We start from the raw sequence: 16,087 nt of genomic DNA on the forward strand, positions 1-16,087 counted from the left end.
ACGCTTGCGACCCGATCGGCACAGTTACCCGGAGACTCAGGGGCCCGCGCCACGCAGGCATTGAAGGAGCCTTCGTACTACCGAGGGCGGGGAAGTGTTCGCGTCAGCCCGCGGGCCGGTCGGCGCCGGCCGCACGGACGCCGTGGACGGGTGACGAAGATTGAACGTGAAGCCGGAAACGCTGATGATCTTGTCGCGCTGAAGCGAGACTTCGAACTCCGCTCTTGGCGCGGCCAGGTCGAAGTCATACTGGGTGGTAAGGTTCACCTGCTTGTTCTGTTCATGACGGTAGCCCGAGCGCAGCGGTATCAAACGAATTGCATTGGATACCACGCTTTCCTCGTCCGGTTCCGGCACGATGGTCGGCAGGCCGATGTAGACCTTGTCATTTTCCAGGGTCACCAGAGCATAGGTGATCTTGCGATATTTAAGCTGTTTCAGCGTCTCCAGCAAGGACGACCGGCTCATCCGGTCGTGTCGATCGATCGTGCCTTTGCGCAGGTTGTCGGACAGACCGGTTCGGGCCTCGAGAATAGCCGCGTTGTGGGCCAGGTCGATCTTGGCCTGGGTCATGATGGTGACAAGGTGGTGCTCGATAGGCGCCTGGTCTCGCAGCAGTTTCACCACATGGTGGCGTCGTGCCTGTTGTAGCCGTGTTGCTCCCAGCCAGGTGAATCGCTGGCATGACCAGGCAATGGACCAGGTAAAGGCGATTGAGCACAGTGACAGGGACGCAATCTGAAGCGATGCCATGGTGGCGGGAGGAGGAGGCGTTGCAGAGTAGAGTCCGCTTGCCATCAGCTGGGCGAGCAGCATGAACAGGTGAGTATGAGGAAGGAGGGTGATGCCTGTCAGCCTGCCGATCAGTACACCGAGCCACGGCAGCAGATAGCCGAACAGCAAGGCGACCACCGCGACAATAAGAATGCCGAACTGCGCGGCACGAATGTAGAGCGACCAGCCATGGTAGAGGCTGATACGGATGCGCTCGGCAGGGCTTTCGGTGAGGTAGATATAGCCACACACCAGCACGGGAAAGATGAGCAGCCCGATCATGGTGGGCGGCTACGCTGCTACTGGCTTTCGTGGGAAGCCAGGGGGAAGCTCTGGTCGATGCGTTGGCGCTCGAGCTCGGCGGCGTCCTTGCTGGCGTACCTGCGCACCACCACGGTACCCGAGGCAGTGATATCCACGTCATCCCAGCCTGCCGTCTCTGCCGCCTCGGTAGATTGCTGCAGCTGCTGCTGAATCTGCTCGAGAATGCGTTGGCCCTGTGCGCTCATGTCCTGTTCCTCTCATGGACTGACACTGAGAATAGCACGATGCGATGTATGTCGCGGGATGGAAAGGAAGCGGAAGGGAGAGCAAAGAGAGAGAAGGGAGAGGAAAGAGAGAGAGAAGGGAGAGGGAAGGGAGAGGGAAGGGAGGGAAGAATTGCTCAGGCCCCGTTCCTCGCTTCCTTCCTTCCCCCTCGGCATTGGTTAGCCCTTGGCAACCACCGCCACACCGGCCTTGGAGCGATTGGGACGCCCGATGGCGCGGGTGATCCAGTCGCCCACGGCGGCGATGCGCTCGAGGTCCACCGTGGTTTCGATGCCCAGGCCTTCAAGCAGGTAAACCACGTCCTCGGTGGCGACATTGCCGCTGGCGCCCTTGGCGTAGGGGCAGCCCCCGAGGCCCGCCACCGAACTGTCGATCACCTGGACGCCGTCCTCGAGCACCGCGGCCAGATTGGCCAGCGCCTGGCCATAGGTGTCGTGGAAGTGGGCGGCCAGACGCTCGACCGGAACGTCACGGGCCACCGCCTCGAGCATGCGCCGGGCCTTGTGCGGGGTACCGGTGCCGATGGTGTCGCCCAGTGACACCTCGTAGCAGCCCATCTCGTCCAGCGCCCGGGCGACCGCCGCCACCTGCTCGGGGGCGATGTCTCCTTCGTAGGGGCAGCCGAGCACGCAGGACACATAGCCGCGCACCTGGATCCCCTGATCGCGGGCGCGTTCCACCACCGGTGCGAAGCGCTCGAACGACTCGGCGATGGAGCAGTTGATGTTCTTTTGCGAGAACGACTCCGAGGCCGCGCCGAACACCGCCACCTCATCGACGCCGCACTCGATGGCCGCCTCCAGTCCCTTGAGGTTGGGGGTCAGCGCCGAATAGCGCACCCCTGGCTGGCCTTTGCCCTCTCGCATCAGGGCGGTCATCACCTCGCGGTGGTCGGCCATCTGCGGCACCCATTTGGGCGACACGAAGCTGGCCGCCTCGATGTGGCGATGGCCGGCCTGGGCCAGGCGCTCGACCAGTTCGAGCTTGGTCGCCGTGGTGATTGGGTCCGGCTCGTTCTGCAGGCCGTCGCGAGGCCCGACTTCGACGATACGAACGCTGGCGGGAAGGGCCATCAGCGGGACTCCTTTTGCTCGGTTTCGGGCTGTGTCTCTGACTGCGCCTCTGTTGGCGACGCGCCGGCGTCGAACTCCAGCAGCACGTCGCCCTGGCCGACGGTGTCGCCGGCGGCGAAGTGGAAGCTGGCCACGGCGCCGTCGGCCGGGGCGGTGAGGGTGTGCTCCATCTTCATCGCTTCCATCACCATCAGGGCGTCACCCTTGGCAACGGCAGCACCGGGCGCAACCAGCAGCGCCACCACGGTACCGTGCATGGGCGCGGTCAGGGTCGACTCGACCTCGTGCTGGCCGTGGTCGATGGCGTCGATACGCCGCCAGTAAAGGCGGACCTCGCCCTCGGGGCTCGACAGCACGATCTCGTTGCGCTCCTTGCCTTCGCCCACCAGGCGCGCCTGCAGGCGGCGGCGGTGGCCGTCCAGAGTGATCGCCACGGCGTCGCCGGGCAGATCGGTGAGGCTCGCCGATACCTGCTGGACCTCGTCGCGATTGACCCCGCTGATGCTGAGCTGCCAGGCGTCGTCGCTGGCCCCATGACGTCCCTCGACCAGCGCCAGGCTCGCAGGCTCGGCGTCCAGCGCCTCGCGCGGGTCGCACAGGGCGATACGGATCTGGCGCGGGCCGTTCAGGCGAAAGCCGTCGTGGCGGTCCCAGGGCGAGTCGCTCTCGCACTCCCGAGACAGCTGATGCAGCGCCACCAGGGCGGCGCTGGCCAGGCTGTCCTGGTCGAGGCCGCGGGAGGCGAACAGGCTGTCCTCGTGGCGCTCGATAAAGCGGGTATCGAGGTTGGCCGCCTGGAAGTCCGGGTGGGTGGCCAGGCGCTGCAGGAAGCCGCGGTTGGTGACCACACCACGCACGTCCAGCGCCGCCAGGGCGCGGTTGAGGGTCGCCAGCGCCGAGGCGCGGTCGGGGCCGTGGGTGATCAGCTTGGCCAGCATGGGGTCGTAGTGCATCGACACCATGTCACCGCTTTCGACCCCGCTGTCCAGGCGCACCCTGGCCGGGTCCAGCGAGGCGCCCTCGAGGTCCAGCGAGAAGTGGCTGAGCAGGCCGGTGGCGGGCAGGAAGTCCTGGTCGGCGTCCTCGGCGTAAAGCCGCGCCTCGAAGCTGTGGCCATTGATGGTCAGCTCATCCTGGCTCAGCGGCAGGCGCTCGCCCATGGCCACGCGCAGCTGCCACTCGACCAGGTCCTGCCCGGTGATCATCTCGGTGACCGGGTGCTCCACCTGCAGGCGGGTGTTCATCTCCATGAAATAGAAGGAGCCGTCCTGCCCCGGTGAGGCGTCGAGCAGAAACTCCACCGTGCCGGCGCCGACGTAACCGATCTCCTGGGCCGCGCGCACCGCCGCCTCGCCCATGGCCTGGCGCAGTTGCAGGGTCATGCCCGGTGCAGGGGCTTCCTCGAGCACCTTCTGGTGACGACGCTGCACGCTGCAGTCGCGCTCGAACAGGTAGACGCCGCCGCCGTGGCTGTCGCAGAACACCTGGACCTCGACGTGGCGAGGCTGGGTCAGGTACTTCTCGATCAACATGCGGTCGTCGTTGAAGGCCGCTCGGGACTCCCGTCGGCAGCCGTCCAGGGCCGCCTGGAACTCGTCGGCGTTCTCGACCACGCGCATGCCCTTGCCGCCGCCACCGGCGCTGGCCTTGAGCAGCACCGGATAGCCGATGGCGTCGGCCTCGCGCTTGAGCAGGTCGTCGTCCTGATCATCGCCGTGGTAGCCCGGCACCAGCGGCACCCCAGCGTCCATCATGCGGGCCTTGGCGGCGGACTTGTCGCCCATGGCCTTGATGCTGGAGGCGGGCGGGCCGACGAAGACGATACCGGCGTCTTCGCAGGCGCTGACGAAGGCCTCGTTTTCCGACAGGAAACCGTAGCCGGGATGGATGGCGCCGGCGCCGCTGCGGCGGGCCGCCGCGATGACCTTGTCGACATCGAGATAGCTTTCCCGGGCCGGCGCCGGACCGATGCGGATCGCCTCGTCGGCTTCGCGCACGTGGCGCGCGCCTTCATCGGCGTCGGAGTACACCGCCACCGTCTTCAGGCCCATGGCCCGGGCGGTGGCCATGACACGACAGGCGATCTCGCCACGATTGGCCACCAGCAGAGTGTCGAAGCGCGGCTGGCGGTCTGACGGATTCGAGCTCATGAGGCGCTCCCTTTTTTGCTGGTGGATGAGGGGGGACTGGCGGATGAAGGGGGGCTGGTGGAAGAGGCGGTGTCGGCCCAGGCCGGACGGCGCTTCTCGAGGAAACTCGCCAGTCCCTCCTGGCCTTCGGCGCTGGTGCGCAGTTCACTGATGACCTGACAGGTGCGCTCGCGGGTGGCGTCGCTGTCGGTGTCCCTGGCGACTTCCGCCAGCAGGCCCTTGGTGGCCCGGCTGGCCTGGGGCGAGGTGGCCAGCAGGGTGTCGAGCATCGCGTCGATGGCGGCGTCGAGTTCCTCTGCGGCGACCACCCGGTGGACCAGGTCCAGTCGCTGGGCGGTGTCGGCGTCCATGACTTCGGCGCTGAGCGCGTAGCGGCGCATCTGACGGCTGCCGATGGCGCGCTGCACGTAGGGGCTGATGACCGCCGGCGACAGGCCGATGCGCACCTCGGACAGGCAGAACTTGGCCCTGTCGGAGGCGATCACGATGTCGCAGCAGGCGGCCAGGCCCACCGCGCCACCGAAGGCCGCTCCCTGGACCCGGCACACCGTCACGCAGGGCAGACTGTCGAGGCCGTGCATCAGGCGAGACAGCTCACGCGAGTCGGCCAGGTTGTCGTCGACGCTGTAGTCGACCATGCGCTTCATCCAGTTGAGGTCGGCGCCGGCGGAGAAGCTCTTGCCCTCTGAGCCCAGCACCAGCACTCGTACCTTGCCGCTGTCGGTGGCCTGGCGTACCTGATCCAGGTGGGCGTTGAGCTCGCCGATCAGGGCGTCGTCGAAGGCGTTGTGCACCTCGGGGCGGGTCAGGGTCAACCAGGCAACCCCCCGGGCGTCGATCCGTAGTTGGGACATGTCTGACATGGGATCCATCCTTGAGGGCATTACATGCGGAAGACGCCGAAGCGCGTCTGTTCGATCTCGGCATTCATCGCGGCGGCCAGCGACAGGCCCAGTACATCGCGGGTCTGGGCCGGGTCGATCACGCCGTCGTCCCACAGTCGGGCGCTGGCGTAGTAGGGATGGCCCTGGTGTTCGTACTGTTCGCGGGTCGGCTTCTTGAAGGCCTCTTCGTCCTCGGCGGACCAGGACTCGCCGGCGCGTTCGATCTGCTCGCGCTTGACCTGGGACAGCACGCCGGCGGCCTGCTCGCCGCCCATCACCGAGATGCGGGCGTTGGGCCACATGAACAAAAGGTTGGGTTCGAAGGCGCGGCCACACATGCCGTAGTTGCCGGCGCCGAAGCTGCCGCCGATCAGCACCGTGAACTTGGGTACCTTGGCGCAGGACACCGCGGTCACCAGCTTGGCGCCGTGCTTGGCGATGCCCTCGTGCTCGTACTTCGAGCCGACCATGAAGCCGGTGATGTTCTGCAGGAACACCAGCGGAATCTTGCGCTGGGCACACAGTTCGATGAAGTGGGCGCCCTTGACCGCGCTCTCCGAGAACAGCACCCCGTTGTTGGCGACGATGCCCACCGGATGACCGTGGATATGGGCGAAGCCGGTGACCAGGGTATCGCCGTAGTAGCGCTTGAACTCGTCGAAGTCGGAGCCGTCGACGATCCGCGCGATGACCTCGCGCACCTCGAAGGGCTTCTTGAGGTCGGTACCGACGATACCGTAGAGCTCCTCGGGGTCGAGGCTGGGCGGGCGCGGAGCGGCCATCGCCAGCTCGCCGCGCTTCTGCCAGTTCAGGCGGGACACGCAGCGCCTGGCGATCTGCAGGGCGTGGGCGTCGTTGTCGGCGTAGTGGTCGGCGACCCCGCTGATCCGGGTATGGACGTCGGCGCCGCCCAGGTCCTCGGCGCTGATGGTCTCGCCGGTCGCGGCCTTGACCAGCGGCGGGCCGCCGAGAAAGATCGTGCCCTGCTCGCGCACGATGATCGATTCATCGGCCATGGCCGGCACATAGGCGCCACCGGCGGTGCAGGAGCCCATCACCACGGCGATCTGGGGTATCCCCTCCGCCGACAGGGTGGCCTGGTTGTAGAAGATCCGGCCGAAGTGGTCGCGGTCGGGGAATACCTCGTCCTGGCGCGGCAGAAAGGCCCCGCCGGAGTCGACCAGGTAGACGCAGGGCAGGCGATGCTTGCGCGCGACTTCCTGGGCGCGCAGGTGCTTTTTCACCGTCAGCGGAAAATAGGTGCCGCCCTTGACGGTGGCGTCGTTGGCGACGATCACGCACTCGACGCCCGAAACGCGGCCGATGCCGGTGACGATGCCGGCCGCCGGCACTTCGGCGTCGTACACCTCATGGGCGGCCAACGCCGACAGTTCGAGGAAGGGCGAGCCCTCGTCGAGCAGGTGGTCGATGCGGTCGCGCACGAACAGCTTGCCGCGGGATTCGTGACGGCTACGGGCCTTGTCGCCACCGCCACGGCGGATGGCAGCGGTCAGTTCGGCCAGTTTGCCGACTTCGGCGCGCATGGCCGCGTCCCGGGCCTGGAAGTCCTCGGAGCGCGGGTTGATCTTGGTGTCCAGAATCGCCATGACCGGCTCCCCTTACTTGGATTCGTTGAACAGCTCACGCCCGATCAGCATGCGCCGGATCTCGCTGGTGCCGGCACCGATCTCGTAGAGCTTGGCGTCACGCAGCAGGCGCCCGGTCGGATACTCGTTGATGTAGCCGTTGCCGCCGAGCAGCTGGATGGCGTCCAGCGCCACCTGAGTGGCCTTCTCGGCGCAGTAGAGGATCACCCCGGCGGCGTCCTTGCGCGAGGTCTGGCCGCGGTCGCAGGCGGCGGCGACGGTGTAGAGGTAGGCGCGGCAGGCGTTCAGGGTGGTGTACATGTCGGCAACCTTGCCCTGGACCAGCTGGAACTCGCCGATGGACTGGTTGAACTGCTTGCGCTCGTGGATGTAAGGCACCACCACGTCCATCGCCGCCTGCATGATGCCGATGGGGCCAGCAGCCAGCACGGTGCGCTCGTAGTCCAGCCCGCTCATCAGCACGCGCACGCCCTTGCCGACCTCGCCCAGCACGTTCTCGGCGGGGACTTCACAGTCCTCGAACACCAGTTCACAGGTGTTGGAGCCGCGCATGCCGAGCTTGTCGAGCTTCTGGGCGGTGGAGAAGCCGGCAAAGCCCTTCTCGATAATAAATGCCGTCATGCCCTTGGAGCCGGCGTCAGGATCGGTCTTGGCGTAGACCACCAGCACGTCGGCGTCGGGGCCGTTGGTGATCCACATCTTGTTGCCGTTGAGGATGTAGCGGTCGCCGTCCTTGCGGGCGCGCAGCTTCATCGACACCACGTCGGAACCGGCGCCCGGCTCCGACATGGCCAGCGCCCCTACGTGCTCGCCGGAGATCAGCTTGGGCAGGTACTTGGCCTTCTGTTCGGCGGAGGCGTTGATCTTGAGCTGGTTGACGCACAGGTTGGAGTGGGCGCCGTAGGACAGGCCCACCGAGGCGCTGGCCCGGGAGATCTCTTCCATGGCGATGCAGTGGGCCAGATAGCCCATGCCTGTGCCGCCGTCCTCGTCGGACACGGTAATGCCGAGCAGGCCCATGTCGCCGAACTTCTGCCACAGGTCGGCGGGGAATTCATTTTTCTCGTCGATCTCGCCGGCGCGGGGGGCGATCTCGTCGCGGGCGAAGGCGTTGACCTGGTCGCGCAGCATGACCAGGGTTTCGTCGAGGCCGAAATCGAGGGGCGTATAGGGGCTGAACATGATGGGCTCCGGGGCATCCTTGATGGTCGATACGGCGCCAGGAGGGGGCCGGACCATCTTTATTGATGGTGTTGGTGACGAGGTGAAACGGCACCGCAGGCGGTGAGCGTTCACGGGATGACAAGAAGACTAGGCAAGGTTTACGTTAACGTAAAGTGCAGCTTGTGATGCTTGCGACCAAAGTTGGTAGATAGGTACGGGTAGTCGAGCGGCAGGCGCCCGGCAGTGGGTAGCCACCAGAAGCGCCAGACGACGCCTTCGGGTCAGGGCGATGGGGTGAACAGGGTGGCCGTGCGGTTCAGATCGAGATCAGGATAATGGCAGTGGTTCAATGCCAGGCCAGATTCAGGGACGAGATCGGCAACGCCTGAGAAAGCGCGCCTGGCACGAGGCATGGAGCGATACGGCAAGGGTGAGCCGTCTGCCTCCAGGCGCGCCCGTCCCATCAATCTTCGTCCTGCCAGTAGTCCACCGCGTCCTGGCGCATGCCGTAGTGTTCGAAGCTGCGCTCGGCCTTGTCGCCGCCCGGAGCGCTGCCGGCCAGTACACCAAACTTGCCTGAGTCGGGATACTCCATCACGTCCGGTGCGTTCATGCTGCTGATACACAGGTAGGTCAGGGGTTCGTCGGAGTCGTTGATGATCTGGTGGGCGCAGTCGGCGTCGCCGGCGGGGGCCGCGATCAGCTCCCCCTCGACGATGGGGTAGCGTTTCTCTCCCAGACGCACGCTGCCCTTGCCCTTGAGCACGATGAACATCTCGTCATTGTTGTGATGGAAGTGGAAAGGCCAGGCGTGGCAGCCAGGTGCCAGGGTGACTCGGCGACAGCCGAGGTCGCGCATGCCCAGCACCGGCGTCAGGTTGATGATCTTGGCATCGACCTTGTCACCGTGCTGGTGGTCCTGGCGGGGGATCGGGCAGTGGCACAGAGAGAGGATGCGAGCGCGCATTGAGGGTCCTTGTCGGTCATGGGGACGAACGAAGCACGCCGATCGCGTGCCTTCGCCCGTCTCGCGTCAATCCATGTATCAGCCTAGACCGAGATATATGACCCTGCTACGACCCCGGTCAGTTGACGTTGCTGCCTCGGGCGCGGCCGCCGGCTTCAGCGCAAGCCAGCGATTACTCGCCGTCGGCGTTGGGAAAGAACAGCTGCTGCCCCTTGACCTCGAAGTCGCCGATGGCCTGCTGGCCCGCCTCGGACAGCAGCCAGTCGTGCCACTGGTCGGCCAGGTCGTGCTTGAGCTCCGGATGGCGCTCGGGCGACAGCTTGAGGCTGCCGTACTGGTTGAACAGCACCTCGTCCCCTTCGAACAGCAGCTCGAGATCCTGACGGTTATCGAAGGCCACCCAGGTGGCACGATCCGACATCACGTAGGCACCCATGCCCGCCGCGGTGTTGAGGGTGGCCCCCATGCCGCTGCCCAGCTCGCGGTACCAGTCGCCGCCGGGTTCGACCCCCGCCGACTCCCACAGCCGCAGCTCCGCCCGGTTGGTGCCGCTGTCGTCGCCACGGGAGGCGAAGGGCGACGCGTTGTCGGCGATCAGGTTGAGCGCCTCGGCTGCGCTGTCGGCGTCACGGATGCCTGCGGGATCCTCGGCCGGGCCGATCAGCACGAAGTCGTTGTACATGACGTCGGCGCGCTCGGTGGCGTAGCCGTCCGCCACGAAGGCCTCTTCACCGGCGGTGTCGTGCACCAGCAGGCTGTCGGCGTCCCCGCGCCTGGCGATCTCGAAGGCCTGTCCGGTGCCCACGGCGACCACATGGACGTCGATGCCGGAGTCCTCGGTAAAGCTCGGGATGATGGCGTCGAACAGCCCCGAGTTCTGGGTCGAGGTGGTCGAGGCCAGGGTGATAAAAGGGGGCTCATCCTCGGCCTGGGCACTGGTGGCGCACACCGCCAGACCGGCGATCAGCAGGGCGCCGGAAAGCAGAGCACTGGCAGGAGTGGAGTCTGGATATCTTGTCATGGGGGCCTTCCTTGCGTGGGTTGATCGGACTTCTGGATGGGGCAGGCCGCTCAATCGAGCAGCTCGCCGTGGACAAAGGCGTGGCCCTCGGCGGTGACCGGGGCGTCGAAGAAGGTCGCCGCAGGGCTCTGTTCGACCAGCCTGCCGTGGTGCAGCAAGATCACCTCGTCGGCCAGTCGGCGCGCCTGATGAAGGTCATGGCTGGTCATCACGATGCGTACGCCCTGGCGGTGAAAGTCGCCAATGGCGGCCTCCACGGCGCGAATGGCGGCGGGATCCAGGGCCGAGGTGGGCTCATCGAGAAACAGCACCTCGGGCGACAGCAGCCAGGCCCGGGCCAGCGCCAGGCGCTGCTGTTCGCCGCCGGACAGTACCCTGGCCGGTCGCCGGGCGAGCGCCTCCAGGCCAAATCGTGTCAGCGCCTCCCCGGCCCGTTCGCGGCGCTGACGCCGCGGCACCCGCTGCACCGCCAGGGCATACTCGAGGTTGGCCAGGGCCGAGCGTCTGAGCAGCACCGGGCGCTGGAACACCATGGCCTGGCGTGGCGCCGCGCCTTCCCACACCAGGCGCCCCGACGTCGGTTGCAGCAGACCATGGGCCAGGCGCATCAGCAGGCTCTTGCCGGCGCCGTTGGGCCCCATGATCAGGGTGCGGCGATGGCCCTCCAGGTTCAGCGACAGCGGCCCCAGCAGCGTCTGCCCACGGGATGCGTAACTGACGCGATCGAAGTTCAGGCGTGGCGTCGTGGCCGGCACCGAAAGGGTCAGATGGGTCATCCGAGCTGCCTCCGCGTCGCTTCGCCCAGCAGATGTGCCAATGCATTGATGACCCCCACCAGTGTCAGCAACACGATACCCAGGCCCAGCGCCAGGGGCAGGTTGCCCTTGCTGGTCTCCAGCACGATGGCCGTCGTCATGACCCGGGTGACGCCATCGATGTTGCCGCCGACGATCATCACCGCTCCGACCTCGGCGCTGGCGCGGCCAAAGCCGGCCAGCACCACAGTGATCAGCGACAGCCTGGCGTCCCACAGCAAGGTCGGAATACGGCGCCGCCGAGAAACCCCGATGGAAGCGAGCTGTTCGGCGTACTCGCCGTGGAGCTCCTCGACCTTCTGACGGGTCAGGGCCGCCAGGATCGGCAGCACCAGGATGACCTGGGCCACGACCATGGCGGTGGGGGTAAACAGCAGGCCCAGAGAACCCAGCGGCCCTGCCCGGGACAGCAATAGATAGACGGCGAGGCCCGCCACCACCGGCGGCAGGCCCATCAGGGCATTGAGGGTGACGATAAGAGGGGCTCGGCCTGGAAAGCGAAACAGCGCCAGCGCCGCCCCCAATGGAAAGGCCAGCAGGGCAGCGATGGCGACAGCGGTCAGCGAGATCTTCAGCGATAACCCGACGATGTCGAGCAGGTCGGCGTCCAGACCGATGACGAGTTCAAGGGCAGTAAGGAAGGCAGAGTCGGTCATCGTGTCTCGGTCGATTTGGGGGCGTCGGGTGCTTGCCGTTTTCCGGTCTACCGGCATGATGTGATGATCTACTGCGGCGCGCACCCCATGGCCGTAATATATGCAGCCATAGACCACTTCCTGCAAAGTGACCCTCTACACCTTTTGGAGGTAACCCGATGGTCGAACCCGTCCTGCCTCGCTATCTCACCACCGCAGAGGTGGCCGACTATCTGCGGTTGAAGCCACGCAAGGTCTACGATCTGGTCCGCCAGGGGCAGATTCCCTGCACCCGTGCCACCGGCAAACTGCTGTTTCCACGTCATGCCATCGACCTGTGGCTGATGAATCACCTGGAGGGGGATCAGTCTTCCGCGACCGAGCCGCTGGAGGTGATGGCCGGCAGTCAGGATCCGCTGCTGGACTGGGCGATGCGCGAGAGCGGCTGTGGCCTGGCGAGCCTTTGCCTGGGCAGCGGCGACGGTATCCAGCGGCTGATGGCGGGCAAGGCCATGGTGGTGGGTGCTCATCTGCTGGACGGGGCGGGGCGCTACAATGTGCCCTCGGAGCTTGGCCTCGGTGGCATGCGTGACCTGGTGGTGGTGCACTGGGCCAGACGTACCCAGGGGCTGATGCTGGCGCCGGGCAACCCGCTTGGCCTCGAAGGCCTGGGTGACCTGGCAAGGCCGGGGCTACGTATCGGTCGGCGACCCGAAGGTGCCGGCGCCCACCGCTTGCTGGGTTGGCTGCTGGAGCGGCAGGGCATCGAGATGGAACAGCTGGATATGCTGGAGCATCCGGCGACAAGCGAGGACGACCTGGCGCTTGCCGTTGCCCAGGGCAGGGCGGACGTTGGGCTTGGTGTGGAGGCCGCAGCAAGGCGCCAGGGGCTTCATTTCCTGCCCCTGCACCAGGAGTCCTTCGACCTGCTGTTGCGGCGACGCAGCTATTTCAGCGATGCCCTGCAGCGGCTGTTCGCCTTCGCCCGGGGTGAGCGTTTACGGGACCAGGCGGAAAGCCTTGGCGGCTACGAGGTGTCGCGGATCGGGACGATTCGCTTCAACGCCTGATGCGAGGTCGGTGATCCTTGGTGTTCCGCCTTTCACGCGCGCAAGGGTGTCGCGGAGGGCCGGTGATCCTCGGTGTTCCGCCTTTCACGCGCGCAAGGGTGTCGCGTGAAAAGGCGGTCTCACTAGTTACTCTTCCCGCATCGCTCGGGCCAGCATGTCCACGATCGGTTTCGCCACATAGCTGGCGAAGCTTCTTTCGCTGGTGCGGATCATCACCTCTGCCGGCATGCCGGCCATCAGCCGCATATTCTCGGTCATGTCCTTCTCGCCGAGTTCGGTGACCTGGATGCGTACCTTGTAGTAGCGCTGGCGCGTCGCCTCGTCCTCGAAACTGTTGGCGCTGACGTGGACGACCTCACCGTCGATGACGTTGGACAGCCGCTGGTTGAAGGCGCTGAAGCGGATTTCCGCCGGTTGGCCAAGGTACAGATGGTCGACGTCGTGGTTGGCCACCTTGGCCTCGACGATAAAGCCGTCGCCCATGGGCACCAGGTCCATCAGCGGGTCGCCGCCGCGCACCACCGCGCCCAGGGTATGCACCTTGAGCCCGACCACGGTGCCCGCTACCGGGGCGGTGATCTGGGTGCGCTTCAAGGTATCGTTCAGCGCCACCAGGCGTTCTTCAGCGTCCGCCACCTCGGCCTGCACCTGGCGCAGCGCCTCGCCGACCTGCTGCTGGAACTCCTGCAGGCGAATCTGCTTGTTCAGGGTGTTCTCGCTGATCTGGGCCCTGAGCCTGGCCACCTCGGAGACGTGACGAGCGTTGTCGCTCTGGTACTCCAGGCTCTCGCGCTCCATCTCGCGCATGCGCTGGCTGCTGATCAAACCATCACGAAACAGCTTGCGGTGGTTGGCGACATCGCCGTTGAGGGAGTCGATTCGTCGCTGGGTGATGACCTGGGTCTCCTCGAGGCCGGTGATCTGCTCCTCGAGCTGGAGGATCTGCTGGTCGAGCGCCGCCAGGGTGCCCTCCAGCGAGTCGCGGCGTACCTCGAACAGCCGTCGTTGAACCTCCAGCACCGCCTGTACCCGGGCGTTGTCCGAATCGATCAGGGCCTGGGGGAAGACCAGCGTTTCGGCGCCGGACTGTTCGGCCAGCAGGCGTACTTCGCTGGCGCGGGCGATCAGGTACTCGGTCTCGACGATACGACTCTGGGCCATCGCCTGGGTGTCATCCAGGGTGATCAGCGGTGCGCCGGCCTCGACCTGGCTGCCATCCTCGACGTGGATCTGCTCGACGATGCCACCCTCGAGATGCTGCACCGTCTTGGTGAAGCTCTCTACCGACACCGAGCCTGGAGCCACCACCGAGACCGCCAGGCTGGCCATCACCGACCAGCTGCCGAAGCCGCCGAAGGCGACCAGCAGGATGATCAGGCCCATGCGCCGATAGCGAGTGTCCTGCAGCGGCAGGTCGTCCTGGGAAGGGGAGGGGCTGTTCATGATGAGGTCTCCTCACCGCCGCTGCGGCGGTTGACGGGGGAGCGCCCCCGGGCGCTGGGGTGCAGGGTGGTGACGCCGGGCGAGCGCCGTCCAGCGGTGGCCACGGCGGCCGCCGGCGTGTTGCGGCGGGGCGGCGTCAGCGAGGCGATCTGGCCGTCCTTGAGTACCAGGATACGATCGACGTTGCTCAGCAGGCGTTGGCGATGGGTGATCACCAGCGCGGTGGTGCCCTGCTGGCGCAGCTGGAGCAGGCACTCGGCCAGGGCGGCCTCACCGGCATCGTCCAGATTGGCGTCGGGTTCATCCAGCACGATCAGCGCGGGGTCGCCGTAGAGCGCTCGGGCCAGGCCGATACGCTGGCGCTGACCGGCAGACAGCGCGGTGCCGCCGTGATCCAGATAGGTGTCATAGCCTTCGGGCAGCTTCAGCACCAGTTCATGCACGCCGGCACGGCGGGCGGCACGTACGACCTGCTCGGGGTCGACCTCCTGGAAGCGGGCGATGTTCTCGGCCACGCTGCCGTCGAACAGCTCGATGTCCTGGGGCAGATAGCCGAGGTAGGGGCCCAGCGCAGTGCGATCCCACTTGTTGATATCGGCGCCATCCAGGCGCACACAGCCAAGCTGAGCCGGCCATAGCCCGAGCACCACCCGGGCAAGGCTCGACTTGCCCGAGGCGCTGGGGCCGACCACGGCCAGGTGTTCGCCCTTGGCAAGCTTGAGGTCGATGTTGGTCAGGGTCGGCAGGCGCACGCCGGGAGGCGCGGCGCTGACACCTTCCAGGCTGAGCTGACCCCGGGGCCGGGGCAGCGGCATGGTCGGCGGATCGGCGGGCACCTCGTCGAGCAACGCCTCGAGTCGTCCCTTGGCCGTGCGTGCCCCGGAAAAGCCCTTCCAGCCGTTGATCATCTGGTCGATGGGGGCGAGGGCGCGGCCCATCAGGATCGAACCGGCGATCATCATGCCAGGGGTCAGCTCGCCCCTGAGCACCAGAAAGGCACCGATGCCCAGGATCAGCGACTGGAACATCAGCCGCAGCACCTTGGAGGTATTGGTCAGCAGGCCCGAACGATCGCTGGCCTGGGATTGCAGCACCAGGTATTCACGATGGCGCGCCGCCCAGCGGCCCTGGATCCCGGGCAGCATGCCCATGGCGTGCAGCACCTCGGCGTTGCGCAGGTTGCTGTTGGCCAGGTCCTGGGACTGCACGTGGCGACCGTTGGCCTCGGTCAGCAGTTGCTTGGTCATACGCTCGTTGATGACCGCGATGGTGGCCAGGATCACGCCGGCGCCCAGGGCAAACAGCCCAAACCACGGATGAAAGAGTGCCAGCACCCCGATGTAGACCGGTACCCAGGGCGCATCGAAGAAGGCAAACAGGCCGTTGCCGGAGAGGAACTGACGCAGGCTGGTCAGGTCGTTGAGCGGTTGGGCGGAGGGCTTGCCGGGACTCGACAGGGTGCGCTTGAACATGGCGCTGTAGAGCCGGGGACTGATCAGCGCATCGAGGCGATTGCCGACCCGGACCAGGATGCGTGAGCGCATCAGCTCGAGCCCACCCATCACCAGAAACAGGAACACCACCACCAGAGTCAGCATCCACAGGGTTTCCTGGCTGCGGGTGGTCAGCACCCGGTCATACACCTGCAGCATATAGAGTGGCGGCACCAGCATCAGCAGGTTGATGAACAGGCTGAACAGGGCCACATAGCCAAAGCTGCGCCGGCAGAAGGCCAGCACCTTGCGCAGATCGTTGTGTTCCGCAGACATCTTCCCTCTCCCCCTGGACGTTACGTCATTTTTCTTGTTTGGCGAACATTACGCCGTTTTTTTAGAAAATCGGTTGGGCCATTTGCCTATAGATGGTCAATGTCGTGGGTCAATGAGGACGACGAATGACTAAAGATGTTATGCGGATTTTTCTACCTTGCAACTA

14 protein-coding genes are annotated in these 16,087 nt (G+C 65.9%); 1 reads left to right on the forward strand and 13 read right to left on the reverse strand.

Translation table 11 applies throughout. The features are described from left to right. Positions 1–36: 36 nt before the first annotated feature. The 11 genes from C9F12_RS01575 to C9F12_RS01625 all read right to left on the reverse strand — a co-directional run bounded on the left by C9F12_RS01575 (position 37) and on the right by C9F12_RS01625 (position 11,660). Complete coding sequence (locus C9F12_RS01575; protein WP_108447739.1) at positions 37–1,056, reverse strand: hypothetical protein; 1,020 nt, start codon at positions 1,054–1,056, stop codon at positions 37–39. 17 nt (positions 1,057–1,073) lie between these two features. After that, entirely contained in the window at positions 1,074–1,283 is a 210-nt protein-coding gene (locus tag C9F12_RS01580; RefSeq protein ID WP_108132745.1) for a hypothetical protein, read from the reverse strand. Between the two features lie 198 nt (positions 1,284–1,481). After that, positions 1,482–2,396 (reverse strand): hydroxymethylglutaryl-CoA lyase, encoded by a 915-nt coding sequence (locus C9F12_RS01585; RefSeq protein WP_108447740.1) that lies wholly within the window; start codon positions 2,394–2,396, stop codon positions 1,482–1,484. Further along, positions 2,396–4,546 (reverse strand): acetyl/propionyl/methylcrotonyl-CoA carboxylase subunit alpha, encoded by a 2,151-nt coding sequence (locus C9F12_RS01590; RefSeq protein WP_108447741.1) that lies wholly within the window; start codon positions 4,544–4,546, stop codon positions 2,396–2,398. The genes C9F12_RS01585 and C9F12_RS01590 overlap by 1 nt, the downstream gene beginning before the upstream one ends. Next, positions 4,543–5,409: an enoyl-CoA hydratase-related protein gene (locus C9F12_RS01595; RefSeq protein ID WP_108447742.1), complete on the reverse strand. Its 867-nt coding sequence runs from the start codon at positions 5,407–5,409 to the stop codon at positions 4,543–4,545. The genes C9F12_RS01590 and C9F12_RS01595 overlap by 4 nt, the downstream gene beginning before the upstream one ends. Positions 5,410–5,429: 20 nt before the next feature. Continuing rightward, entirely contained in the window at positions 5,430–7,037 is a 1,608-nt protein-coding gene (locus C9F12_RS01600; RefSeq protein ID WP_108447743.1) for a carboxyl transferase domain-containing protein, read from the reverse strand. 12 nt (positions 7,038–7,049) lie between these two features. Continuing rightward, positions 7,050–8,219: an isovaleryl-CoA dehydrogenase gene (locus tag C9F12_RS01605; RefSeq protein WP_045994997.1), complete on the reverse strand. Its 1,170-nt coding sequence runs from the start codon at positions 8,217–8,219 to the stop codon at positions 7,050–7,052. Positions 8,220–8,664: 445 nt separating this feature from the next. Continuing rightward, entirely contained in the window at positions 8,665–9,168 is a 504-nt protein-coding gene (locus tag C9F12_RS01610) for a cupin domain-containing protein (RefSeq protein ID WP_108447744.1), read from the reverse strand. A 172-nt stretch (positions 9,169–9,340) separates the two neighbouring features. Beyond that, positions 9,341–10,189 carry a substrate-binding domain-containing protein gene (locus C9F12_RS01615; protein WP_108447745.1) on the reverse strand — a complete coding sequence of 283 codons (849 nt, stop codon included), beginning with the start codon at positions 10,187–10,189 and terminating at the stop codon, positions 9,341–9,343. 50 nt (positions 10,190–10,239) lie between these two features. Continuing rightward, entirely contained in the window at positions 10,240–10,965 is a 726-nt protein-coding gene (locus C9F12_RS01620) for an ATP-binding cassette domain-containing protein (protein ID WP_108447746.1), read from the reverse strand. After that, on the reverse strand, positions 10,962–11,660 hold the full coding sequence (locus C9F12_RS01625) for an ABC transporter permease (protein WP_108132752.1): 699 nt from the start codon (positions 11,658–11,660) through the stop codon (positions 10,962–10,964). Before C9F12_RS01625 ends, C9F12_RS01620 begins: the two co-directional genes overlap by 4 nt. Before the next feature lie 158 nt (positions 11,661–11,818). Between C9F12_RS01625 and C9F12_RS01630 the strand changes: the two genes are divergently transcribed. After that, positions 11,819–12,709, forward strand: a complete 891-nt coding sequence (locus C9F12_RS01630; RefSeq protein WP_108132753.1) for a helix-turn-helix transcriptional regulator — start codon at positions 11,819–11,821, stop codon at positions 12,707–12,709. 126 nt (positions 12,710–12,835) lie between these two features. Here C9F12_RS01630 and C9F12_RS01635 read toward each other — a convergent pair whose 3' ends face one another. Together C9F12_RS01635 and C9F12_RS01640 are read right to left on the reverse strand one after the other, a co-directional pair. Continuing rightward, complete coding sequence (locus tag C9F12_RS01635; protein ID WP_108132754.1) at positions 12,836–14,152, reverse strand: HlyD family type I secretion periplasmic adaptor subunit; 1,317 nt, start codon at positions 14,150–14,152, stop codon at positions 12,836–12,838. Continuing rightward, entirely contained in the window at positions 14,149–15,921 is a 1,773-nt protein-coding gene (locus tag C9F12_RS01640; protein ID WP_108447747.1) for a type I secretion system permease/ATPase, read from the reverse strand. The genes C9F12_RS01635 and C9F12_RS01640 overlap by 4 nt, the downstream gene beginning before the upstream one ends. Between the last annotated feature and the right edge of the window lie 166 nt (positions 15,922–16,087).

The organism is Halomonas sp. BN3-1 (assembly GCF_003056325.1).
Taxonomy (GTDB): Bacteria; Pseudomonadota; Gammaproteobacteria; order Pseudomonadales; family Halomonadaceae; genus Halomonas; species Halomonas litopenaei.